The 21,726-nt window shown below is 56.7% G+C and carries 21 protein-coding genes; 6 read left to right on the top strand and 15 right to left on the bottom strand.

Annotation, left to right across the window (positions count from 1 at the left end):
- The first annotated feature begins 22 nt into the window (after window positions 1-22).
- Window positions 23-2,113: a cell division protein FtsZ gene (gene ftsZ / locus ABIE63_RS07610; protein WP_354503834.1), complete on the top strand. Its 2,091-nt coding sequence runs from the start codon at window positions 23-25 to the stop codon at window positions 2,111-2,113.
- Window positions 2,114-2,406: 293 nt separating this feature from the next.
- On the opposite strand, the gene ABIE63_RS07605 is transcribed toward ftsZ, so the two are convergent.
- The 4 genes from ABIE63_RS07605 to ABIE63_RS07590 form a co-directional block, all read right to left on the bottom strand.
- Window positions 2,407-3,081 carry a response regulator gene (locus ABIE63_RS07605; RefSeq protein WP_354503833.1) on the bottom strand — a complete coding sequence of 225 codons (675 nt, stop codon included), beginning with the start codon at window positions 3,079-3,081 and terminating at the stop codon, window positions 2,407-2,409.
- A 186-nt stretch (window positions 3,082-3,267) separates the two neighbouring features.
- The gene (locus ABIE63_RS07600; RefSeq protein ID WP_354503832.1) at window positions 3,268-3,720 is read right to left on the bottom strand and encodes a CBS domain-containing protein; all 453 of its coding nucleotides are present in this window, start codon (window positions 3,718-3,720) and stop codon (window positions 3,268-3,270) included.
- A gap of 192 nt (window positions 3,721-3,912) precedes the next feature.
- On the bottom strand, window positions 3,913-4,071 hold the full coding sequence (locus ABIE63_RS07595; RefSeq protein ID WP_183415764.1) for a hypothetical protein: 159 nt from the start codon (window positions 4,069-4,071) through the stop codon (window positions 3,913-3,915).
- A 201-nt stretch (window positions 4,072-4,272) separates the two neighbouring features.
- A complete protein-coding gene (locus ABIE63_RS07590; protein WP_354503830.1) occupies window positions 4,273-5,742 on the bottom strand; it encodes a hypothetical protein in 1,470 nt (489 codons plus the stop codon).
- Between the two features lie 104 nt (window positions 5,743-5,846).
- Between ABIE63_RS07590 and ABIE63_RS07585 the strand changes: the two genes are divergently transcribed.
- Window positions 5,847-6,566, top strand: a complete 720-nt coding sequence (locus ABIE63_RS07585; protein ID WP_354503829.1) for a GGDEF domain-containing protein — start codon at window positions 5,847-5,849, stop codon at window positions 6,564-6,566.
- Here ABIE63_RS07585 and ABIE63_RS07580 read toward each other — a convergent pair.
- The 3 genes from ABIE63_RS07580 to ABIE63_RS07570 all read right to left on the bottom strand — a co-directional run bounded on the left by ABIE63_RS07580 (window position 6,563) and on the right by ABIE63_RS07570 (window position 9,015).
- Window positions 6,563-7,765, bottom strand: coding sequence for an EAL domain-containing protein (locus tag ABIE63_RS07580; protein ID WP_183415761.1), 1,203 nt, complete (start codon window positions 7,763-7,765; stop codon window positions 6,563-6,565). The two genes, ABIE63_RS07585 and ABIE63_RS07580, sit on opposite strands and share 4 nt — an antisense overlap.
- Window positions 7,766-7,917: 152 nt before the next feature.
- Window positions 7,918-8,340, bottom strand: coding sequence for a hypothetical protein (locus ABIE63_RS07575; protein ID WP_354503827.1), 423 nt, complete (start codon window positions 8,338-8,340; stop codon window positions 7,918-7,920).
- Between the two features lie 15 nt (window positions 8,341-8,355).
- Window positions 8,356-9,015 carry a rhomboid family intramembrane serine protease gene (locus ABIE63_RS07570; RefSeq protein ID WP_354503826.1) on the bottom strand — a complete coding sequence of 220 codons (660 nt, stop codon included), beginning with the start codon at window positions 9,013-9,015 and terminating at the stop codon, window positions 8,356-8,358.
- A gap of 150 nt (window positions 9,016-9,165) precedes the next feature.
- Between ABIE63_RS07570 and ppa the strand changes: the two genes are divergently transcribed.
- Complete coding sequence (gene ppa, locus ABIE63_RS07565) at window positions 9,166-9,705, top strand: inorganic diphosphatase (RefSeq protein WP_183415758.1); 540 nt, start codon at window positions 9,166-9,168, stop codon at window positions 9,703-9,705.
- A 21-nt stretch (window positions 9,706-9,726) separates the two neighbouring features.
- Here ppa and ABIE63_RS07560 read toward each other — a convergent pair whose 3' ends face one another.
- The 4 genes from ABIE63_RS07560 to ABIE63_RS07545 all read right to left on the bottom strand — a co-directional run bounded on the left by ABIE63_RS07560 (window position 9,727) and on the right by ABIE63_RS07545 (window position 13,415).
- A complete protein-coding gene (locus tag ABIE63_RS07560; protein ID WP_354503825.1) occupies window positions 9,727-10,524 on the bottom strand; it encodes an iron chelate uptake ABC transporter family permease subunit in 798 nt (265 codons plus the stop codon).
- The gene (gene znuC / locus ABIE63_RS07555) at window positions 10,524-11,336 is read right to left on the bottom strand and encodes a zinc ABC transporter ATP-binding protein ZnuC (protein ID WP_354503824.1); all 813 of its coding nucleotides are present in this window, start codon (window positions 11,334-11,336) and stop codon (window positions 10,524-10,526) included. Before znuC ends, ABIE63_RS07560 begins: the two co-directional genes overlap by 1 nt.
- Window positions 11,333-11,776, bottom strand: a complete 444-nt coding sequence (locus ABIE63_RS07550) for a Fur family transcriptional regulator (RefSeq protein ID WP_354504230.1) — start codon at window positions 11,774-11,776, stop codon at window positions 11,333-11,335. Before ABIE63_RS07550 ends, znuC begins: the two co-directional genes overlap by 4 nt.
- Before the next feature lie 160 nt (window positions 11,777-11,936).
- On the bottom strand, window positions 11,937-13,415 hold the full coding sequence (locus ABIE63_RS07545; protein ID WP_354503823.1) for a deoxyribodipyrimidine photo-lyase: 1,479 nt from the start codon (window positions 13,413-13,415) through the stop codon (window positions 11,937-11,939).
- 192 nt (window positions 13,416-13,607) lie between these two features.
- Between ABIE63_RS07545 and ABIE63_RS07540 the strand changes: the two genes are divergently transcribed.
- Window positions 13,608-14,144, top strand: coding sequence for a fasciclin domain-containing protein (locus ABIE63_RS07540; RefSeq protein ID WP_354503822.1), 537 nt, complete (start codon window positions 13,608-13,610; stop codon window positions 14,142-14,144).
- A gap of 79 nt (window positions 14,145-14,223) precedes the next feature.
- Here ABIE63_RS07540 and pdeM read toward each other — a convergent pair whose 3' ends face one another.
- The 4 genes from pdeM to ABIE63_RS07520 form a co-directional block, all read right to left on the bottom strand.
- Window positions 14,224-14,952, bottom strand: coding sequence for a ligase-associated DNA damage response endonuclease PdeM (pdeM, locus tag ABIE63_RS07535; protein ID WP_354503821.1), 729 nt, complete (start codon window positions 14,950-14,952; stop codon window positions 14,224-14,226).
- Window positions 14,919-16,103 (bottom strand): phytanoyl-CoA dioxygenase family protein, encoded by a 1,185-nt coding sequence (locus tag ABIE63_RS07530; protein WP_354503820.1) that lies wholly within the window; start codon window positions 16,101-16,103, stop codon window positions 14,919-14,921. Before ABIE63_RS07530 ends, pdeM begins: the two co-directional genes overlap by 34 nt.
- Window positions 16,104-16,168: 65 nt before the next feature.
- Window positions 16,169-18,601: a ligase-associated DNA damage response DEXH box helicase gene (locus tag ABIE63_RS07525; protein ID WP_354503819.1), complete on the bottom strand. Its 2,433-nt coding sequence runs from the start codon at window positions 18,599-18,601 to the stop codon at window positions 16,169-16,171.
- Window positions 18,602-18,618: 17 nt separating this feature from the next.
- A complete protein-coding gene (locus tag ABIE63_RS07520) occupies window positions 18,619-19,032 on the bottom strand; it encodes an HIT family protein (RefSeq protein ID WP_354503818.1) in 414 nt (137 codons plus the stop codon).
- A 187-nt stretch (window positions 19,033-19,219) separates the two neighbouring features.
- Between ABIE63_RS07520 and ABIE63_RS07515 the strand changes: the two genes are divergently transcribed.
- The gene (locus ABIE63_RS07515) at window positions 19,220-20,500 is read left to right on the top strand and encodes an MFS transporter (RefSeq protein WP_354503817.1); all 1,281 of its coding nucleotides are present in this window, start codon (window positions 19,220-19,222) and stop codon (window positions 20,498-20,500) included.
- Between the two features lie 261 nt (window positions 20,501-20,761).
- Window positions 20,762-21,709: a choline ABC transporter substrate-binding protein gene (gene choX, locus ABIE63_RS07510; RefSeq protein WP_354503816.1), complete on the top strand. Its 948-nt coding sequence runs from the start codon at window positions 20,762-20,764 to the stop codon at window positions 21,707-21,709.
- Window positions 21,710-21,726: the final 17 nt, after the last annotated feature.

The raw sequence follows: 21,726 nt of genomic DNA, 5'->3' as shown, positions 1-21,726 counted from the left end.
AGGGCAAAAGGGAGCGTCGGATATGACGCAACATGAGCAAGAGATGAAACCCAACATAACTGTCATCGGCGTCGGTGGCGCTGGCGGTAATGCCGTCAACAATATGATCGCCAGCCAACTTGAAGGCGTTGATTTCGTGGTGGCGAACACCGATGCACAGGCTCTTGAGCATTCGTCGTGCAAAAGCCGAATTCAGCTTGGCCATAAATTGACCGCTGGGCTGGGCGCAGGTTCGAAAGCTGAGATCGGCGCTGAGGCGGCAGAGGAATCAGAAGCGGAAATCAAGGCAGCCATCCAGGACGCCAACATGGTGTTCATCACCGCCGGCATGGGCGGCGGCACAGGCACTGGAGCGGCGCCCGTCATTGCACGGATTTCCCGCGAACTCGGTATTCTCACGATTGGCGTTGTCACCAAACCTTTCCAGTTCGAAGGCGTGCATCGTATGCGCTCGGCGGAAAAGGGCCTGGAAGAAATGGCGCGCCACGTCGATACATTGATCATCATTCCAAATCAGAACCTGTTCCGAATTTGTGATGAGAAGACGACATTCAAGGACGCCTTCAAGCTGGCGGACGCGGTGCTGAACTCTGGCGTCCGCAATGTGACGGACCTTGTCGTGATGAACGGCCTAATCAATCTCGACTTTGCCGATATCCGTTCGGTGATGGCCGGGATGGGCAAAGCCATGATGGGTATGGGTGAAGGCGAAGGCGAGGGGCGTGCCGTACAAGCAGCAGAAGCCGCCATTTCTAACCCGTTGCTCGACGATATAACCATGCGAGGGGCCAGGGGCGTTCTCATCAACATCACCGGTGGTCCGGACATGACACTGTTTGAAGTTGATGAGGCGGCCAACCGCATCCGCGAAGAAGTCGATGCGGAAGCCAACATCATCTTCGGCTCGACCTTTGACGACGCCATGGAAGGTAAACTGCGGGTTTCGGTCGTGGCTACCGGGTTTGATTCCGCAACAATAAAACCGGAACTCCAAGTGGCACCCGCCGCAGAGTTTGATCAGGCAATGATTGTGGAGCCGAGCACGGCGGAATCCGTATCTTCGGCCGGCGACTTTGGAGAGTTCTCAGGAGGTTCCCTGAATGGCGAGCCAGCCGATGATCAGGCCCTGAACGGTCATGGAATCGATGGCGACCAGGATAGTGACGATAGCTGGGACGCCTGGGCGCCGGAAAAGCCGTCCATCAATCCGCAACCGCTGCCGCTGCGTGGGGCCAGCGATGACAAGCCATATAAGAATGGCGACGCGCGTAGGGAATCAGCGTCGGAGTTTGGTAGCTTCGTTGACGGGAACACGCTGCGCAAATTGGACCCATTCGGCGACGATGACTGGGGCAAAAACCATGCCAATGGCGCGGCTTTCTTTGAAAATAAGCCGGAGAAGCCACGCCACACGGTTACACCGATGCCGCCGGTCTCCGGCGGTGAATCGCGCCAGAAAGTCGTCGATGAGGCTTTAGTCGAAGACGTAACCGCTTGGATCACACGCAAGTATCTGGGGCCCAAAAAAGCGGTTTCGGACAAGCCGGTAAACGGTTCTGCGAATGGTTCAGCTGCTTTCCTTTCACAACTGAACGGTCATGCAGCCGTTGCCGGTGATCTGGCGTCTACTTCGGAAGATAGCCAAGCGGCAATGGATAGCGGCGCGGAAATGACGGCTGGCATCGCACAACCGGAATCCGAAAAGGATCCCGAAATCGCGGCGCAGTCTGACTTGGCGCGGGATGATGACTTAGGTCACGAAGATAACGCGGTCGCGAATGGAGCGCCCGATAGCGACCCAGTGCCTTCGTTTTTGCAAGAGGGGGCGACGATTCCGGTTGAAGCCTCCGCTTCGATCCCTGCCCCCGACGAACCCTCCAGATCAGAGACGGACGACGACGACGAGGATCAGAACAGTGGCGGTTCCAGTGGCGCTCCGGAAACTGCTAAACCAGCCAAAGGTGGCGCGATCCGAAACTTGTTGCGGTCGCTGAACCCGATTAGTGGCGGGACGACCAATCGGCGCAGCATCGATACCGGACGCAAGGTCCTCGATCGCTTGAACCGACTACACGGTTATCCCGATAGCGAAGAAGGCGCTTCGCACGCCTAAAGTAGAGCTTTACCCTTTTCCGCCCCCGATGACTGCACGGGAGAAGCAACCATCCAGGAAATTGCCCTTTCTGGGTGGTTGTTTTCTTTTGAACATCGGCTAGGCGAAGGAAGTCACCACCTGGCAGGTTCACGACGGTTTTCAGGTTAAGGCTAACGGCGAATCAATCGATCCGCAGGCTCACTTGATAAGGGCCGCAAAGTTGCGGCCGCCATGGTCTGTGAACAGGCTTGACTAGAAGCTTGGACGGCGATGCGAGTTGGCAGGAATCTAAGATAGAGGTGGGGCGTTGATCAGGACGCCAGCAACCTCGCGCGCACTTCATCCACGAGTTGCGACAACCCAAATGGCTTCGCGAGGAAGGAACCTTTGCCGCCGCGGACCAGATCGGCCGCTGAACGCTCGTCGAAGTATCCTGACATCAATATCACGCGAAGGTGCGGATGCAGCAGGCGTGCCTGCTGTACGAGACTGGCGCCATCGAGCGACGGCATGGAGATATCGCTAAGCAGCAGGTCAAACGATTTGGGGCTTTTGGAGAAAACCTTCCAGGCCTCCTCGCCGGATGAACAGCTAACCACGCTAAATCCTGCATCCATCAAGGCCATGCGGGCCGAACTAAGAACCATCGGATCATCGTCGGCCAAGAGAATGCGCCGGCCTCGGCAAAGTTCCGAAAGATCCGGATCGTCACTCGATGCTTTGCTTGTGGTATCTGCGGCGATGGGCATCATGCGGCGCAGTATCTGGGCTGATTGGTGAGCGTCTTCCCGAATACCGTCTACGTTTTTGGGCGTGTTTTCCTTCGCTCTGCCGGCCGGCACACCAATGATCGAACTCTGAAGGCTTTCCATGCGCTGGGCGATTTTTGCCGCAAGACGCAGTTTTCCATGAGCTTTGCGCAGTTCTTCCCGCGAGCCTTCGTCTTGGTGTTCTGGTGCCGTTACGGGGGCAGAGGATTCCTTCAACACAGCCTCCAATTTCTTATAGACCTAAGATGCGCCAGAATAGTTAACAAACTATTAATGACTGCAACGCTGGATTTAGGAGTCAGTATTAATTTCAATATTTATGATTGGAGTTATTGTGAAAAATCAGTGTGTTGCCGCCCCCTTAAAAACTTTCCAAATTGTCAGTTTGTATTTTAACTAGTTTTACCCACTACCATAACCGGTATCGAAGATGAGTTGATCTCGCTGGCGGACATCTTCCTCCAACTCCTGGAGCACGGCCGAGTAGAGGTCACGTATAGAGACTATGCCTGCAATGCTCCCATCTTCTGCGATGACGGGCAGGTGGCGAAATCCGCGTCGGCTCATCTTTTCAAGGGCGGTGAGGGCCTTATCTTCAGGACGGACGCTTTCTGGGTCCGGCGTCATAACCTCGCCCAGCGTTGTTGCGGCGCTATCCTTACCTTGATGTACTACACGTGCGACGACGTCGCGTTCGGTGAATATACCGGCCAGGCTTCCATCGTCATTGACAATTAGCACGGCGCCGATCTTGCGTGTCGTCATGATCTCGACGGCTTGTTGTACGGTGTCGTTCGCGGATAGAAGACTGAGTGCCTGGTCGGACACGATTCCCGGGACGATGTGACGTTCCATCTTGTTCCTCCCTCGCCTTATGCCTAGCCTCATTGTTACATGAAACTCATTGGAAATGGTTTCATGTTTAGCCCGGCACTAGTTTCGGGCGTCCTGGGGGGAAAGGTCAAGCGAAGGCCTACAAAGGCGAAAGCCGATGGCCCTTTCGGTCCACCGGCTTCGGCTCTTTTACGTTGCTAGGGAGGAAAGAGACTACCAGAGGGCCCCAACGTCTTGGGTCAATCCGAAAGCTATCGCACCGCCTCCCACCAATAAGAACACCATGCGGACGGCCATCGGCCCGCGGGTATCAAATAGCGGTGGCAACAGAAGCCCTGCGCCAACGGCTGCTATGACAATTTCCAAACCCATTTTGCTTCTCCTCACGCGCCTACGCCTCAAGGGCGCTTTTTGGCAACGGTGGCGTTGTCACCACCATGTTTGTCATTATTCGTGAGGCTTGCTTAACAAAGGCTTAAACAAGCGCCTAAAATTTTCCGGAAAATCATTATTTCTCTTATTAATTGTTTTCCGGATTGTGCAAATAACGTACTGAAACAAAACATAAAAACACTACATTCCCTGTGGCGCATCCGCCGTAGCATGCATCTTTTTTGTTGATAGATTCTTTAAGGCTCTATCAATCAGTGATCGTTCAACGGTCGGTGGCCGGCTTTCATACTTGCAGGCTGACAGCACTTGTTCGATGACGAACTTCGGCTGATAGGCGGCCAGGGGCATGCCGTTGGATTGGATCATCTGCCCAACGTACTCTATGGCGCCATCGGGGAACTCCAGACCGTTGGCATTGGCAACGGCCTTGAAGATGCGTTGGAAATCACTTGCCGCCGGGCTTTCGATTTCGATCTTGTAGGGAATGCGCCGAAGGAAGGCCGGGTCCATGAGGTCTTCCGGCGTCAGGTTCGTAGAGAAGATGACGAGAGCATCGAACGGAATTTCAAACGTCCGGCCGGTATGTAGCTTCAGGTAGTCGACGCGGCGTTCCAGTGGAATGATCCAACGATTGAGGAGGTGATCCGGCGCCACCAATTGGCGCCCGAAATCGTCGATCATCATGATACCGTTCAGCGCTTTCATATGAAGCGGAGCCTCATAGAACCCGCTGGTATTGTTGTACTGCAGGTCCAGCATCTCCAAGGTCAGCTCGCCGCCAACGATGATCAAGGGGCGGCGCACGGCGATCCAGCGCTTATCCAACGTCTCTTTCTCAATCGAGGTATCTTTCAGGATCGAGTTGTTCGGCTTTTCCTCTACCTTGATGGGGAAGTGCAGCGAGGGGTCGAAGATCTTGATAATCTCGCCGTCGATATCAACCGCGTGGGGAATATAGATAATGTCCTCAAACATCTTGTTCATGCGTTCGGCCAGCGAGCTCTTACCGTTGCCCGGTGCGCCGTAGAGCAGCATCGACTTGCCGGAATTGATGGCCGGACCGAGCTCCGATAACAAAGCATCGGGTACGATCAGATCATTGTAGGCATTGGTAATCTTTTCCTGCGGGATATGTGCGTTGCTGATTTTCTGCCGTAGGACGCGGTAGCAGAATGCGGATATCGACACCGGCGCCGGCCCGATGTACTGATTTCTCTCCAGTGCATCGGACGCATACTGGTTGCCGGCGCCTGTTAGCGCATAGCGAAACTGGCTGGAGGCCGAAGAGCCGGTTGACCCCAGAATTTCAAGCAATCTTTGCTCAACCGCTCGTTCAAGAATTATATTGATTACCGTGAAGGGAAGCTTCAAAGCTTCAACGCATTGGTTGGCGGTTTCCAGTTTCTGCAACAGCATGGTCTTGAGCAAAAGCTCGGTAATCTTTGTGTCGCGGAGGCCGGTCTCGGCCACGCTCATCGGTTCGGCGGGCGCTTCTTGAAAGAAGCGATCCAACGCTTCTGCCGATATAGCGCCTACCGCCACGAGGTTGTCGCCAAGGCGACCGCCTTCGGCGAGCTGGCGTTGACGTGCAGCTTCGACCTGTTCGTCGCTGATCAAACCCTGTGCAACTAGAAGCTCACCGATGCGCATATCGTTTTTCCCCTCGATTAATTCCGCTAAAGGCGGTTCGGCAATTCACCATATTGTACTGTATTGTATCTGTAGACATAATGCGGGCGAAAGGATGACAGGGGATGGTTTTGAAAAGCTTGCCTGTAGCGGGGCGCAAGCCCGCGCGCGCGCGGTTGCACAATTTGTTTAGCCGGCAGCGCAGAAAAGGCGATATCCCCTCGGATTTGCCAGAAGCTGAAGACGTTGCGTGTCCGCCCGAACCACGGGATCAAGAAGCGTTGGAGCGGGAGAATGCCGAGCTTCGCGCTGAGAATCGGGAGCTTCGTGAAGCAGTTGCGGAGCTTCAACGGCTTTCTGATCTTGATCCATTGTTGTTGATCCTCAACCGCAGAGCTTTTCTGCGGGAGTGTCAGCGCGCCCAGCAATACACGAAACGCCACGGGATCAAAGCGGCCTTCTGTTATTTCGACCTGGACGGCTTGTCGGCCATCAACAATACCTACGGCCATCCCGTTGGCGATCTTGCACTCAAGACGATTGTGGAATCGGTGCTGGCGGAAATTCGTGGGTCCGATGTTTTTGGGCGGCTTGGCGGCGATGAATTCGGCCTTCTGCTGGTGGAGGCCGACGTCATGGCTGCCGACCGTAAAATGTCCGAGCTTAAGCAACTGATTCAATCCAACCCCATTACGGACCCCGATAGCGGCGCCAAGGTCCCTCTTAGCATTACCTTTGGCGTCGAATGGCTTGACCCTACTGCGATGCCGGAAAGCATCCTTGCGCGTGCGGACGCCACCTTTTATCGGAACAAGAAACTGTATAATCGCCTGTTCCGCCGCTAAGCCGCAAAGAAGCGCTTTTTGTCGGTCGTCCAATCCTGGCGCCAATCGATATAATCCTTCTCGCTGATGGGCGGACAAATCAGGAATCCCTGCAAGTCGTCCACGCCAAGATCTCGCGTTAAATTCATGATGTCCTTGGTTTCCACGCCTTCGGCAACTGTTCGCATCCCTAGCTTGCGCGCAAGGCTGACGGCGCTCTCAAGAATGGCTCTGGAGCGATGATCGGCAAGCGCCAACGATACGTATGATCGATCCAGTTTCAATTCGCTGGCGGGTACGTGCTGCAACTGGGTCAAGGTAGAATGGCCCGTACCAAAGTCATCGATAGCCAAGGTGATACGTTTCAATCTAAGACGAGACAGCACCTCGAAGTTGCGACGCAGATCTCCCAATATGCTGGCTTCGGTTATTTCCAAAATGAAGTTGTCCAGTGAAAGATCGAACTTGCGGGCTTTTGCCTGCAGACGATCGGGGAAGGTCAGGTCGACCAAGGTGGCCGCACTGATGTTGATCGCAAAGAATGGCGTGTCTTGACCATCGCCCAAGCTTTTAGCGATCTCAAACGCCCGGTCGATGACCCGTTCTGTCAACTGATCCATCAAGCCATTTTCTTCACAGGTCGGTATGAAACTTGCAGGTGTCAGCCACTTGCCTTCATCCGTTCGCCAGCGGGCCAAGAACTCAATCCCCGTCACCGCGCCGGTACGCAGTGAAACCTTTGGCTGCATGAACAGATCAAGCGAACTGTCCATTTCCGCGACTACCTGTTCTTTGCTCAATTGTCTTGGTCCACCGCGGCGGCCCTTCACGCGCTTGGGTTCGTAGGCCGCCAGGAGTCTGAGCAGGTCCGCGGTATCGAATGGTTTCAGTAGCAACCCTAGAAAGTCGATCCGACAAGCATGGATCATGCTTGAAACGGTGGAAGCAAGGCTTTCTTCTTCACCGGTAACCATCAAGAGGCCGCCTGGAAAGTCGATCTCCGCCAGGTGCCTGATAAATTCGATGCCGTCCATCTCCGGCATGTTGATGTCACAGATGATGACATCGACGGGACAATGACCAAGTTTGTCGGCTGCTGTCGCACCATTCTCCGCTTGTTCGATTGCCGAGAACCCAGCCTTGCGCAAGCAGGTGGAGATTGCCCGCCGCAGGAGTGGATTATCGTCTACAATCAGAACGTTAGCTTCTTGTGGCGTCATAAGATCTCTTGCCAAATCCTGGCGTGCGGTGGACATCATGGTGAACTCAAAGCCATTTCGTTTTCTAAGTCAGCGAAGATCATTACAGGGCTTTGCTTAACAATTAGCTAAAACCCAATCGAAAATTAATCTGTGTCGTAAAATGCCTGCGGTCAGGGGTCATTCTGGCCAAACGGCGCGGCACCCCTGCTGGCGCCGGAGGGCCCCCACGACCCGGCACTGCGGATCGTAATTCTGGGAAAGATCGCATGCTGTTCCATCTCCGCGATAACCCGCTGTTTCTCGTCGAGCAAGCGGACACGCAGACGATCATGGCTTTCAAGCAAGGCGATGGTGCAATGAAGGGATTGCGCATGAATGATGTAGCTTTGCGGCAGGTACCCGCGACGCCGTATCCTGGTCTGCCGGCCAGCGTTCTCCGCAAAACATGTCATGCTGAAGTTGGCTAGGGTGCCGCCGGATAGCTCTAGCAGATAGCGTTCCGCTTTGGCCGAGCTTGGCTGCGCTGCCATTGCCACGACGAAAGTGAACGCAAAAGCCACGGCCAAGCGATACAGGGCTGATCTTCCTGACATGGCTTCACCCGATCCTCAACGCGCCTTCGGCCGAATCAGGAAGGTTACCAGGAACCCGGTGACGAAACCGCCTAAATGAGCCTGCCAGGCAATCTGCGCGCCTGCCAGCAAGTCGCCGACACCCATCAGCCCGCCGAACAGATTGAGCGCCATGAGAACGGCAGCAAGGACGACCGCGCGCCTGCGTCCGGCCGGGTTCTTGGATTGGAAGAGCAACCGGACCACCACACCCATCATGCAGTAGACTGCACCGGAAGCACCGATCATCACAAAGGCCTGTCCGCCTTCGAATACAGTTTGGGTCAGTGCGCCGGAAGCGGCGCCAATCACAAAAAAAGCAAGAAATGCCGGAATCCGGTAGGCGCGCTCCACCAAACTGCCGAACGCCAGGAACATGCCCATGTTGATCAATAAATGCGCCCAATCGCCGTGGAGGAAAGCATGCGTCACCAAAGTCAGGGTGGTTTGCATCGGGGAATCGAGTTGGCGGTCGCCAAAGAGGGCAAAAAACTCGTAAGGTACGAAGGCAAAATTACGAAAGGTCCACGATTGGGCCGCCGGGCCGAGGACTTGTAACAAGGCGTGTAACGCGATCATTCCCGCCGCCAGAAAAGTCACCGCCGGTGGCGCCAGTAGTATCGGTTGGCGTTGGAATTCATTGCTTTGTTCTGTCATCGGGTACTTTCCAAGGGCGTGGGAGCAGGGGGTCCAGCCTTTCGTCACCGCCGCCGCTGTTCAAGAGATTTTTTCTTGCGGCCTATGTTGCAGTGCGGCATTGTCCGCCGCGTTCGCCACCGCAGCCGTGTTTTAAGGAGCCTGAGTACAATGGATGTCAGCAAGATCCCTGTTGGTATAAACCCTCCCTGGGATGTGAACGTCATCATCGAGGTGCCGATTGGCGCCGCGCCGGTCAAATACGAACTGGATAAAGACTCCGGCGCCATGATCGTTGATCGCTTCTTGCACACGGCAATGTTCTATCCCTGTAACTACGGCTTCATTCCCCACACTTTGGCCGACGATGGGGATCCGGTGGACGTTCTAGTCGCTGGGCCCGTACCCGTTGTGCCTGGTGCTGTGTTACGGGCCCGTCCGGTTGGCGTTCTCGTGATGGAAGACGAGAAGGGGCTTGATGAGAAAATCTTGGCTGTTCCGGTGGATGCCTTGCATCCCTGGTATACGAACGTCAGCTCTTACCGCAGCTTACCGAAGATTGTTTTGGACCAGATCACGCACTTTTTCGAGCACTACAAGGATCTGGAATCCGGCAAGTGGGTTAAGGTCCAGCACTGGGGTGAGGCCGAAGAAGCGTCACGCTTCATCGAAAAGGCTATCGCCGCCGAGAAGGCTTCTCTCAAGAAGTAAACGGCCGGTCCGCGCCTCTGATTAGGTCATGCCGCGAAAACGGCCAAGAGGTAGACTAAGGGCAAAAAGACTGGCGGCAGCGGCCACAACGGAGGGTCCGCTTGGTGTGTCAAAGTACAAGGACGCCGTGAGCCCCAGCAGTACCGCCGCCGCGGCGCACGCCGTGGCCAGGACCGCCATCTGCTCCGGACTCGACGCCAGGCGTCGTGCAGTGGCTGCCGGAATGATTAACAGGGACGTAATCAGCAGGACCCCGACGACTTTCATGGCGACGGCGATGGTCATGGCGATCAGCAAAACAAACCCCAGCTTCAACCGACCGACGTGCAGCCCCTCTGCAGCTGCCATCTCTTCATGCAGGGTGACCAGCAGCAAGGAGCGCCAGAAGCGCAGAACGAGCAACAACACGACTGCTGCGATCCCGTATATCCAATAGAGGTCACCTGTCCGCACGGCAAGAATATCGCCGAAAAGGTATCCGAACAGGTCTATGCGCGCGTTTGGGAGAAATCCGAGTGTGATGACGCCGAATGCCAAACCGGCGTGCGCCAGGATTCCCAGAATTGTATCGCCGGCTAGCTGTGACTGGCGCTGCATGAGCCAAAGCAACCCGGCCAGCATCAAGCTGCCGACCGTCACGCCGATCAACGGATCGATACCCAGCAGCAGGCCAAGCGCCACGCCGAGTAACGCATTATGCGCGAGGCTGTCGCCAAAGTAAGCCATGCGCCGCCAGACGACGAAGCACCCCAGGGGGCCGGCCATCAAAGCAACGCCCGAACCGGCCAGAAGCGCACGGACCATGAAATCGTCCAGCATCAGGCCTGCTCCCGTTCCGAGTTGCCGTGATCGGCTTTCTGATGGGATTGCGTATCTTTTGGCAGAACCTCTCCCGCCAAGCCGTGCCGATGATCGTGTTCGTGACTGTAGAAGGCCATGACGCTGGCTGCGCGTTTTCCGAAAAGGCTGAGGTACTCCGGGTGCTGACTAACAGCCTCCGGCGCTCCAGAGCAGCAAATGTGATGATTGAGGCAGATCACGCGGTCTGTCCGCGCCATGACCAGATGCAGATCGTGCGATATGAGCAGGATGCCGCAGCCGTGGCAGTCGCGCAGGTTCGCAATGCGTTCGTAAAGCTCGACTTGACCGGAGAAATCAACCTGTTGAACCGGCTCGTCGAGGACCAGCAAGTCGGGTTCGCGCAGTAGCGCGCGGGCAAGCAAGACGCGTTGAAACTCGCCGCCTGACAAGGACTGTATCGGGCGATCGACAAGGCGTTCTATGCCAACTTCACTCAAGCAAGCGCGCAATGTTTCGGCCGGTGCAGGGCGAGGCAGCGCCAAGAACCTGGCAACAGTGATGGGAATCACCGGATCGATGGAAAACCGCTGCGGTACGTAGCCGATTTTCAGATTCTTACGCTTGGTTATTCGACCGCTCGTCGGTTTCACCAATCCCAATACAAGACGGGCAAGCGATGTCTTGCCAGCGCCATTGGGCCCGACGACCGTCAGTATTTCGCGACGTTGGATGGTTAGGTCCAAACCTTTCAGGATTTCGTTGCCTGAGAGGCTGAGGCCGACACCTTCTAGCGTGACAAGAACCGGGCCCTCTTCCGTTGGGCTTGTCATTGACCGCCGGCCTTTTCCGAATGCGGCCTCTGACATCGTCCACATAGGCCTTCTATCTCGAGTGTCCGGCGTCCTGCCTCGAACTTGAGGTGGGCGAGGACACTGTCGATTGCCTGATCTATAGCAGGATCGCTTACCTCCGCGGCAGAACCGCAGTCGCGGCAAATCAGGAACTGGCTAATATGCTTCTCGCCGGGGACCGGGCAGCCGACGTAAGCGTTCAGGCTCTCGATACGATGGATCAAACCCTGTCCCAAGAGGAAGTCGAGCGCGCGATAAACAGTAGGCGGGGCGATTCTGCCGCGATCATTCGATAAGGTGTCGAGGATATCATAAGCGCCGACCGGTGCATGGCGATTCCAGACGATCTCCAAGACAGCGCGCCTAATCTCGGTCAGCCGGAGTCCTCGTTTTTCACAGAGCGCTTCGGCTTCACCCAGAGCCCGTTCCTGGCAACGCTGATGGTCGTGCTCCGTTGTGCCGAAGGCTGCAGCAGTGGTGTTGAACCGAGTCACGGGCTTTATCCTCACCTGTTGGCATTGATTGATATGTTATAACATCAATGGTATGCCGAGCAAGCCGACACAAGTGAGGCCACGATTAACCTGGCTGATCCCCGCGTATTGCTTTGAAGGTCGCAAGTGCTCTTTGCCGGGCCGTCGCATGATCGACGATGGGGTGAGGATAGTTTTTTCCTAGCTGGACATTCGCTTCCTCGCGCACAGTGGCGGGCGCTTCCCAGGGCTTGTGAATCCATTGTTTTGGCAATGCTGACAGCTCCGGAACCCAGGTTCGGACATAGCTGCCGTCAGGATCGAACTTCGCCCCTTGCGTGATTGGATTGAACACCCGGAAGAACGGCGAGGCGTCGGCGCCACTTCCGGCCACCCACTGCCAAGAGGCGCTGTTATTTGCAATATCAGCATCTACGAGCGTCTGCGCGAACCAAGCGGCACCCTGGCGCCAGTCAATCAGCAGGTCTTTTATCAGGAAGGACGCCGTGATCATCCGCACGCGATTGTGCATCCAACCACTGGCCCATAGTTGGCGCATGCCTGCGTCAACGATGGGATAGCCCGTGTTGCCTTTGCTCCAAGCCTGCAAGGCCCGACTGTCTTGATTCCAGGAAAATTTATCGAACTCGGGTCGCCAGTTGCGCGCGGGAAGGCTGGGCCAGTGATAGAGCAGATGATAGGAAAAATCCCGCCATCCCAGTTCACGAAGGAACGCCCAAGCAGCGGCTCGCAAGCCATCGCTTTTCCCGGTTTTCTCGCTGGCCATTAAAGTTGCCTGCCAGATTTGGTTTGGTGATATCTCGCCCCAACGCAGGTGTGGCGACAGGCGCGAAACCTGTTCTCGGTCGGGCCTGTCGCGACCCTCCCTATAATGACAAAGGCTTTTCTCCAGAAAGGTCACAAGCTGATCAAGAGCGCCAGCTTCTCCCGGCTGCCAGACGTCGGAAAAGCCGTTGGCCCAATCCGGATTGCGTGGCAGTAAACGCCAATCATCTAGACGCTCGCTGAAGCAGCGAACGGCAGGGTGCTGTGGGATCTGCGGCGCTGCCCGGACAGGAACCTGCCCGCGGTTCCGCTGGAGTGCGTTCCAAAAGGGCGTGAAGACCTTGAATGGGCCATCGGCTTTGGTTTTCACCGACCAGGGTTCGGCCAAAAGCGAGCCGTTGAAGCTTTCAACGGTCAGACCATGAAGACGCAAGTCCTGTTTGATCTTGCGATCACGCTCCATCCCTCCAGGCTCATAACGGCGGTTCCAGAAAATCGCCGCTGCCTGTGTTTCCTCGACGACCTGCCGGAGAATTTGTTCCGGGTCACCACGCCGCAGAACCAAGGACATACCTTGAGCACTCAGAGCTCCTTCGAGAGCTTTGAGGCTATGGTGCAGCCACCAATCACAGGCGGTTCCCGTTCCTGAATCATAATCCCTGCAGGTGTTGTCCCCTTTGGTCGCGTCTTCGAGAATGAAGAGTGGGACGACAGGCCTGCCCGCAGCCACTGCGGCAGTCAGGGCCGGGTTGTCGGAAAGGCGAAGGTCCCGGCGAAACCAAATGATGGACGTAACCATGGCCGCTCCTATCGCGCCAAACAGCTGTCTACGAAATAAAGTGAGCCTTGGATCATCTTTATTTCATCACGTTTGTTTTATGAGTGCCGTGCTTGTTCTTCGACTCTCCCGAGTTAATTCCCTGAACAGACGCGCTTCCGGCAGTGGGAGCATGTCGATCACTGAACAGTAGCCATACGAAGGGAGAGAAAATTGATCAAGACGATGACTCGTTCGAAGGCGGCCCTTGCCGCCGCCCTGTTCTTACTCAGCGGTTTCGCGGCGCAAGCGTCGGACCCGCGGATGACCGGAAAAGATATTGTCGAGACAGCGGTTGCAGCCGGGTCCTTCAAGACGTTGGTTGCCGCAGTCCAGGCCGCGGGCCTAGTTGAAACGCTTCAGGGCGACGGGCCTTTCACGGTCTTTGCGCCGAGCGACGATGCCTTCGCTAAACTTCCGGCAGGCACTGTGGAGATGCTGCTTAAGCCTGAGAACAAGGATAAGTTGGTAGCAATCCTAACCTATCACGTCGTCCCCGGCCGCGTTCCTGCCAAGGCCGTCATGAACAAGACAACCTGGGCCGATACCGCAAACGGCGAGAAGCTCTATATTAATGGCTTAGGTAATCAAGTCTTTGTCGGTTCCGGCCCCGGTGCTGGCAACCTGCCAATGGTGGTTCAGGCAAACGTTTGGGCAGACAATGGCGTTATCCATGTGGTTGATGAAGTGATCATGCCACCGGTCATGTAACGCTGCTTCGCAAGGTTGCCTTAAATGGAGTCCGCTATCGTTCAGCGGACTCCATTTTCTTTGCACCTGACGGTTGGATTCACCCAACGATACCGGAGGACAGGGTTGCGATGCTGCGTCGCCCGAGCAGATGGGTCCTGACCCCTGATTCAAACAAACCGGCAATCGCCGGATCGGATACATCCAGGCCGCCTGTCAAAGCCCCAAAGGCAGGTAAGATAAGGCGTTTCCCATCCTCAATGAAAGCTGGGCCGGTCAGGCGCTTGCCGCGGACCCTAATCGCGGCTTTAGGATGAAAATGCCCCGAAACCTCTCCTCCATTCAGGACACCGCCGGCTTGCGCCTGGTGGCGAAAAACAAGCGGCCCATCGCGCAGCTCTTCCATAACGTACCCACCCCAGCTACCGCGCGGGTCGGGATCGTGGTTTCCTGCGATCCAAATCCATTCTAGATGGGATGTCCAGGCCTCCAGCCAGCGACGGGAATCGGGTTGCAGACGGTTTCCGGCTTCTGAATCGTGGAAGGAATCGCCCAGACAGATGACCCGCTTGACCGGCTTGATGTTTTGCAACTCGTCGGTCAAGCGCGCCAAAGTTTCCTGGCTATCGTAAGGTGGAAGCAGTTGCCCCTGCCGCCAGAAACTGCTCGCCTTTTCCAGGTGCAGGTCGGCTACTACCAAGGTGGCGCGCGCAGGCCAAAAAAGTGCGCCGCTAACCCTCAACACCAAGTTGGCGCCGTTTAGCTGGATGGAATGTTCCTGTGCGGTCAAAGGCGTTAGAAAAGCTGCTGGTTGACTGGAAAGTACCACCCTCCGCCATCTGCCTGCTTGGCTGCCGGAAAACGAGGGCGGCGATCGATAGCACTATAATGAGCGATCATGGCGCGTCGCTGCAACGTGGGATTTCTCGGGGCCGTGCCGCGGTGTAACAGTCTGCCATGCCAAATCAGAACGTCACCCTTCTTGGCAATGAACTGTCTGGTTTCAGCTCGCCGCCTGGCGATCTCTTTTTCACAGGCGGCGACCACCAAGGGCTCCGAGTACTTCGGCCACCCTCCATGCCTCAGATAGGGTGGCATCAAGCTGCGAATTTTCTCGCGACGCATGACCGGCCAGCGGTGGGAGCCGGGAACGTACTCGAACGGCCCTGAATCCGGGTGAATATCGTCCAAGGCAATCCAAACCGCAGCGTAGTAGCTATTGAGGGTTTCCGGGTTCAGATAGTCGTCTTGATGCCAATTGCGTTGAGTGGATACCCAGCTTGTCAGGTTCAAGTGGAGGCCCATTGGCTCGCTTATGAGTTCCTCGAGCTTCGCTGCAAGGGGCGCGTAGGTGCAAAGCGCCAAGGCCTCCGGAACGTGCATGTAAGGGACTGCTGAGTTCCATCCATGCACCTTCGGCAGCAGTCGCCAGCGGGCCTCGGCGTAACTCTCCACCAGATCACTCGGCATGAAGTTGTCTAGAATGAGGTAACCCTGTCTTCGCCACAGCAGTTGATCTTCGGTCAGCGCGCTTTCATCACATTCCGTTCTATCCAAGGGCGGAACCACATCATCGTCGGGAATTTCGCTTAAATCGGCGAAGTCGCTATCGGGTGGATTCCAGGGCGCCGCGCCCAGGTGGCGTGGACTGCCCAAAAGCGGAATGCCGGATTCGGCAAACACGACCTCTAAAGTTAGATGTGACCTCGGTTCGGGCCAGATGATTTCGAAAGCCTTTGCCGACTCCAAGGCTTCCGATTCCTCAAACTGCTCTTGGCTGAGCTCGGAAGTGGCTCGCGCACGTCCAAGCTCGATTTCGCCCGCTTTAACCACGACCTCTAGTGGCGTGCCATCGGATGATCGACCGACGGCCCAACCTCTGATCCGTTTCGGTGCGACCTCGGTGACCATGCCATGAGGCGCCACCGGTGCCGTGGCCGACGCCGTGGTATGAGCCTTCAGCTTCAGGAAGTTGAACATCACCGCCCCCCGGTTTCCTTGTTCTTTTTACGTGCCTGCGCTGTTTGTTCGCGCTGTTGCACGGATTAATTAGTATCGCTTATAGCCTCGGCAATCAATGCTCGAGCAGCTTCATCGAAAAGCTCGTCCAAGGCCGCTCCATAGACCTGTTCCCGGCCTATCTCCAATAGAACAGGCAGGGCCAGCGGGGAAATTCGGTCCAAGCGTCGGTGCCGAATACGCCCCTTGATGCGCGCCAGCATACCACCTAATCGCCCGATATCGGTCAGACCGCCCGTGCTATCGGCCCAGGTGGCTCGCAGCAACACGTGGTCGGGCTGGTATTTTCGGAGAACGTCATAAATTAGGTCTGAACTGATAGTGACCTGTCTGCCGCTCTTCTCTGCGCCCGGCAGTTTGCGCTCGATCAGCCCGGCGATGACGGCGACGTTACGAAAACTCCGGCGCAACAAAGAAGACTCAGCCATCCAGGCCTCCAAATCATCACCCAGCATATCCTCGTCAAACAGCGCATCGAGATCGGTCGCCGGCTTCAGGCTCCACACGGCGATTACGTAGTCTGTGGCCACGAAGCCGAGGGGGGAGAGGCCCATGCGCTCCATGCGTCGGGTTAGCAGCATTCCCAAAGTCTGATGCGCATTTCGGCCTTCGAAGGAGTAGGCAACCAGATACTCTCGCTCTGCGCGGGGGAATGTTTCGACCAGCAAGCCGTTCCGGTCCGGCAAGAGAGAACGATGTTGCTGAAGCCGTAGCCACTCTTGCACAGCGTCCGGCAGGTCGTGCCAACGGTGCGCATCTTGCAACAGCGACCGAACCCGATCAGCCAGATAGGTGGATAGCGGCAGGCGCCCACCCGCATAAGCCGGGATCTTCGGGTCTCCCTGTCCGTTGGCTGAACAAAGTGCCGTATTCTCCTTCATGCCCAAAAAGCGGAGGAGCTGTCCTGCAAAAAGAAAGGTATCGCCCGCGCGCAATCCCTGAATGAAGTACTCCTCGACCTCACCCAATATGCGCCCGCGGTGCAGGCGGACCTTGACCAAAGGGGATTCGACAATTGTGCCGATGTTCATCCGCAAGCGTTGCGCGTGGCGGGGATGGGTCAAGCGCCAGAGATTATCCGGTCCTAAACGGAGTCTTTGATAGCGGTCGTAGGTTTTGAGTGCGTAACCGCCGGTAGCCACGAAGTCCAACACGGCGTCGAAGTCGTCCCTGGAGAGCCGGCGGTAAGGCGCCGCAGTCGTAATTTCGTCAAACAACAAATCCGCATCAAGTGGGCCGCTGCAAGCCATGCACCAGATATGCTGCGCTAGAACATCCAGGCCGCCCGGCTTCGGCGGGTCGCCGTCCAGTTCGTGCGCCATCACACCCTCGATGGCTGCCCGGCATTCCAGAACCTCGAAGCGGTTGCCGGGCACCAGCAGCGCTTTGGAAGGCGATTCCAAGCGATGATTTGCGCGACCAACCCTTTGCAGAAGCCGCGATACACCCTTGGGTGCCCCGACCTGTATAACCAGGTCGACCGCACCCCAGTCGATACCCAGATCGAGAGATGAGGTGGCGACGATGGCCCGCAGCGCGTTTCGCCCCATGGCGGCTTCCACCTTGCGTCGTTGCTCGACCGCTAGGCTGCCATGATGGAGAGCAATGGGAAGACCTTCCTCGTTTAGATGCCACAGCCCCTGGAATATAAGCTCTGCTTGAGCGCGTGTGTTCACGAATACCAGCGTCGTGCCATGCTTGCGAATACGCTCATAGATTTCCGGCAAGGCATGCATCGCCATATGACCGGACCAAGGCAGTTGAGGCCCTGTTGAGAGAATTTGAATATCAGGCGCGGCGCCCGCTTTGCCTTCTATTCGTCTAACCCGATCATCATCGAGGCTTCCGCTCGGCGATACCCATGCTTGCAGGGCGCGCGGATCATGCACAGTGGCGGATAGGCCGACACGGCGCAGTGTGGGATTGATGCTTTGCAGCCGTGACAAAGCAAGCGCGAGTTGGTCGCCTCTTTTACTTCCGGCCAGCGCATGTAGCTCATCCAGAATGACGCAGGACAATGTTGCAAAGACCGCTTCTGCGTCATGATAAGACAGCATCAAGGCGAGCGATTCCGGGGTTGTCAAAAGTATCTGGGGGGGGTGGCGGCGCTGCCGCTGGCGTTTTGCTTGCGGTGTATCGCCGGTTCTGGTTTCGCAGGTGATCGGCAAGCCCATTTCGGCGATGGGCGACAGCAAGTTCCTGTGAATGTCGACAGCGAGCGCCTTAAGGGGCGATATGTAGAGACTGTGAAGGCCCGGACGCGGGTTGTCGGCTAGATCAATAAGCGTTGGCAGGAAGCCAGCCAGCGTTTTGCCGCCGCCGGTCGGCGCGATGAGCAGAGCCGAACGAGCGTCGCGCGCAGCCTGTAACATATCAATCTGATGATCGCGGGCTTTCCAGCCCTTTTCCCGGAACCAGTCATGGAACCGGCGCGGCAGCAGTGGGTCCGGCTGTGCCACCGACTCGACCCGACGGCTCAGTGTGTCAGCGCGGCGCGCAGTTGGTGCAACCGCTCCCCAAGCGTCGCCGCGTCATAGGGGAGAGCGGGGTGAGCGCCCCAAACAGGGCCGGGCCAGGCGTCATCGTCCTCGAAACGAGCAATAACATGAAGATGGAGTTGCGTGACCATGTTACCCAGCGCGCCGACGTTGATCCGGTCAGGCGTAAACAACCGCTTCAGCGCTAAGGACGCTAATCGCGCTTCAAGGAACAGGTCCCGGAGGTCGTCCTGGGCCAAGCTATCAAGGTCCACCGCGCCGGGGCGCCTTGGCACCAGGATCAACCAGGGATAGCGGACATCTCGCATCAGGAGAACCCGCGTCAGAGGTAGGTCGGAGATGAAGGCCGTGTCGGCCTCAAGGCGCTCGTGCAGTGCAAAATCGTCGGTCATCGAGAAAGCTTACTGTAGCGTTACCGCGCATGCCATATCTGGCTGTATGCGCGAAGAGATTCGGCCCAGAAACAACCCTGTCGCAGAAAGAATAGGGACATGGCGTTGCTGAGCCGACTTCGTTAGGGTCGGACACCTAAAGTCTATTCATTATAGAATGCTGCCGCAGAAGAATTGGAAGGCCCTGATGTTTGCTGTCATTAAGAGCGTCGCCAGCTTGATGCTGGGAGCCTATCTGATGCTGGTGGGGCACAGTCTTCTGGGCATTGTCGTGCCGTTGCGCCTGGAGGAAGCGGCGTCCTCTACGCTTGTAACAGGTGTTGTGATGTCCGCTTACTTCGGCGGCTTGCTGGTCGGCGCTATTCTCGGGCAGAAGGTGATCATCGCGGTCGGCCATATCCGCGCATTCGCCGGATTGGCAGCGATCATGACCGCCAGCGTGTTGGCACTGCCGCTCTTCTTCCACCCTGTAACATGGTTTCTGCTGCGTTTCTTGGCTGGTGTTTGCATCGCCGGACTGTTCTCGACCATGGAAAGCTGGCTCAACGAACGTGCCGACAACCGCACGCGCGGTCAGGTTCTGGCCTTCTACGTGATGGTGAGCTACATCGCCATGATTTGCGGCCAGTTCCTGATCAATTTTTGGGATATCAATGGGCTGGAAGTGTTCCTGGTCGGCGGTATTCTGATGGCCGTTTGTTTGGTTCCAACCGCCCTAAGCAAGGTATCGCCACCCAGCTTGGAAGCCATCCATCCGATGTCTCCGCTTGAGCTTTACCGTGCGTCGCCCCTGTCGGTCATAGCCTCGGCGACTTCTGGAGTCATGCAGGGTGCCTACTGGGGTATGGGAGCGGTTTTCGCCAAGCGGATTGGCTTCGACACCTTCGAGGTTTCGCTCTTCATGGGGTCGATGTTGATCGGTGGCTTGGTGCTGCAATACCCTATCGGCCGCTTTTCCGATCGGTACGACCGTCGCAGCATCCTGCTGGTCATCTTGTTGATAACAGCCGCAGCTTGCGCTCTTGGAATGCCGATTTCATTGCACAGCGCGACACTGCCTCAGTTCTCTTTGTTCATTGTCGCAGGCATCATGGGCGGCGCGGTGGCAGCGATCTATCCGACCGCAATGGCTCAGGCCTTCGACTATCTTCCTAAGGAGAAATTTGTGGCGGCTTCCAGCGGACTCTTGCTGTCCTACTCTGTAGGCGCCACGGGCGGGCCGTTGATGGCCGCGCTATTGATGGATTCCCTGGGGGTTGCCGCATTCTTCGGGTTCGTCGCCGCGGTCGCCTTGTTACTCGCAGCCTTTGTTATGTACCGAATCAAAGTGCGCGAGGCCAAACCGGTGGCGGAGCAGGGTTCTATGGTCGCCATGCCGCTAAGGCTCTCACCGGTCGTTAGCGAGCTTGTTCCCATGCCCAGTGATCGTTCAGGCAGCGGAGCCGAGGAACGGGATGTAACACCCTGATTTTAATCAGGTTGCCGGTGAGAGCTGGTTTTTAATTGCACGTTCAATCAAAGAAGATATCATCGCCTCGGCTGTGACGCGGCTGTCTGAAGCTTGCCGAACAGTGTGTTTTTGGGGTCAAATTTGGCAAGGATTGCGATGGGGGTCGCTTCGCGGCAACCGCGTTTGAAATGCCGAGCGGAACAACCGCGTGTGACGAACCGATGAATTCGGGTTCGTGCTCAGGTGATAAAAAGCGATAGAACAGGGAGATTAATGACCATGCAGCGACAGATCATTTTTGCATCACTGCTGGCGGCAGGCACGTTGCTCGCCGTTCCCAACAGTCATGCGGCTGAAGCCGACGCCTGCAAGACGGTGCGGTTTTCCGATGTCGGTTGGACGGACATCACTGCGACGACGGCCGCCACTTCCGTGATTCTGGAGGGTCTCGGTTATGAACCTACGGCTCAGGTTCTTTCGGTGCCGGTCACTTACGCGTCGATGAAAAACGGTGACATCGACGTCTTCTTGGGCAACTGGATGCCGACCATGGAGGCCGACATCGCGCCCTATCGCGACGATGGCTCCGTGGACACCGTCCGGGTCAACCTGGAAGGCGCGAAGTACACCCTGGCTGTGCCGACTTACGTCGCGGAAGGCGGGGTGAAGAGCTTTGCCGATATCGCTACGCATAAGGACAAGTTCGAGGGCAAGATCTATGGGATCGAACCTGGGAACGACGGCAATCGCCTGATCCAGGAAATGATCGACAAGGACGCTTTCGGGCTGAAAGGTTTTGAAGTCGTTGAGTCCTCCGAGCAGGGAATGCTGGCGCAGGTCAATCGCGCGTCTCGCCGGAACGAATGGATCGTCTTCCTTGGTTGGGAACCGCACCCGATGAATGCGAACATCGATATGACCTACTTGGCGGGTGGTGATGATTGGTTCGGCCCGGATTTCGGTGGTGCGACCGTTCATACCAACACCCGGGCAGGCTATGTCGATGAGTGCGGCAACGTCGGCCAACTGCTCAAGAACCTCCAGTTCACGCTGGCGATGGAAAACGAGATCATGGGTGCGATCCTGGACGACGGGAAAGATCCGAACGAGGCAGCCGCAGCATGGCTGAAGGCCAACCCCGGCGGACTCGATGCTTGGCTTCAGGGCGTCACCACTTTTGACGGCAAGGATGGCTTGGCGGCCGTCAAGGCGTCTCTCGGGCTCTGATGCCAATGCCGGCTGCT

Origin of the sequence: Limibacillus sp. MBR-115 (assembly GCF_040549425.1) — a bacterium.
Lineage (GTDB): Bacteria > Pseudomonadota > Alphaproteobacteria > Kiloniellales > CECT-8803 > Limibacillus > Limibacillus halophilus.
Note: the sequence above shows the minus strand (reverse complement) of the source record. Positions and strands in the feature narration are given on the sequence as shown.

Excerpts from the sequence above, each read along its gene's own strand:
- ABIE63_RS07600 (WP_354503832.1), bottom strand. The coding sequence starts at position 3,720 with ATGGAACGTCACATCGTCCCGGGAATCGTGTCCGACCAGGCACTCAGT.
- choX (WP_354503816.1), top strand. The coding sequence starts at position 20,762 with ATGCAGCGACAGATCATTTTTGCATCACTGCTGGCGGCAGGCACGTTG.
- ABIE63_RS07545 (WP_354503823.1), bottom strand. The coding sequence starts at position 13,415 with ATGGTTACGTCCATCATTTGGTTTCGCCGGGACCTTCGCCTTTCCGAC.
- ABIE63_RS07580 (WP_183415761.1), bottom strand. The coding sequence starts at position 7,765 with ATGACGCCACAAGAAGCTAACGTTCTGATTGTAGACGATAATCCACTC.
- ABIE63_RS07530 (WP_354503820.1), bottom strand. The coding sequence starts at position 16,103 with ATGTTCAACTTCCTGAAGCTGAAGGCTCATACCACGGCGTCGGCCACG.
- ABIE63_RS07520 (WP_354503818.1), bottom strand. The coding sequence starts at position 19,032 with ATGACCGACGATTTTGCACTGCACGAGCGCCTTGAGGCCGACACGGCC.
- ABIE63_RS07585 (WP_354503829.1), top strand. The coding sequence starts at position 5,847 with ATGGTTTTGAAAAGCTTGCCTGTAGCGGGGCGCAAGCCCGCGCGCGCG.
- ABIE63_RS07595 (WP_183415764.1), bottom strand. The coding sequence starts at position 4,071 with ATGGGTTTGGAAATTGTCATAGCAGCCGTTGGCGCAGGGCTTCTGTTG.
- ABIE63_RS07515 (WP_354503817.1), top strand. The coding sequence starts at position 19,220 with ATGTTTGCTGTCATTAAGAGCGTCGCCAGCTTGATGCTGGGAGCCTAT.
- ABIE63_RS07560 (WP_354503825.1), bottom strand. The coding sequence starts at position 10,524 with ATGCTGGACGATTTCATGGTCCGTGCGCTTCTGGCCGGTTCGGGCGTT.
- znuC (WP_354503824.1), bottom strand. The coding sequence starts at position 11,336 with ATGACAAGCCCAACGGAAGAGGGCCCGGTTCTTGTCACGCTAGAAGGT.
- ABIE63_RS07590 (WP_354503830.1), bottom strand. The coding sequence starts at position 5,742 with ATGCGCATCGGTGAGCTTCTAGTTGCACAGGGTTTGATCAGCGACGAA.
- ftsZ (WP_354503834.1), top strand. The coding sequence starts at position 23 with ATGACGCAACATGAGCAAGAGATGAAACCCAACATAACTGTCATCGGC.
- ABIE63_RS07570 (WP_354503826.1), bottom strand. The coding sequence starts at position 9,015 with ATGACAGAACAAAGCAATGAATTCCAACGCCAACCGATACTACTGGCG.
- ABIE63_RS07575 (WP_354503827.1), bottom strand. The coding sequence starts at position 8,340 with ATGTCAGGAAGATCAGCCCTGTATCGCTTGGCCGTGGCTTTTGCGTTC.
- ppa (WP_183415758.1), top strand. The coding sequence starts at position 9,166 with ATGGATGTCAGCAAGATCCCTGTTGGTATAAACCCTCCCTGGGATGTG.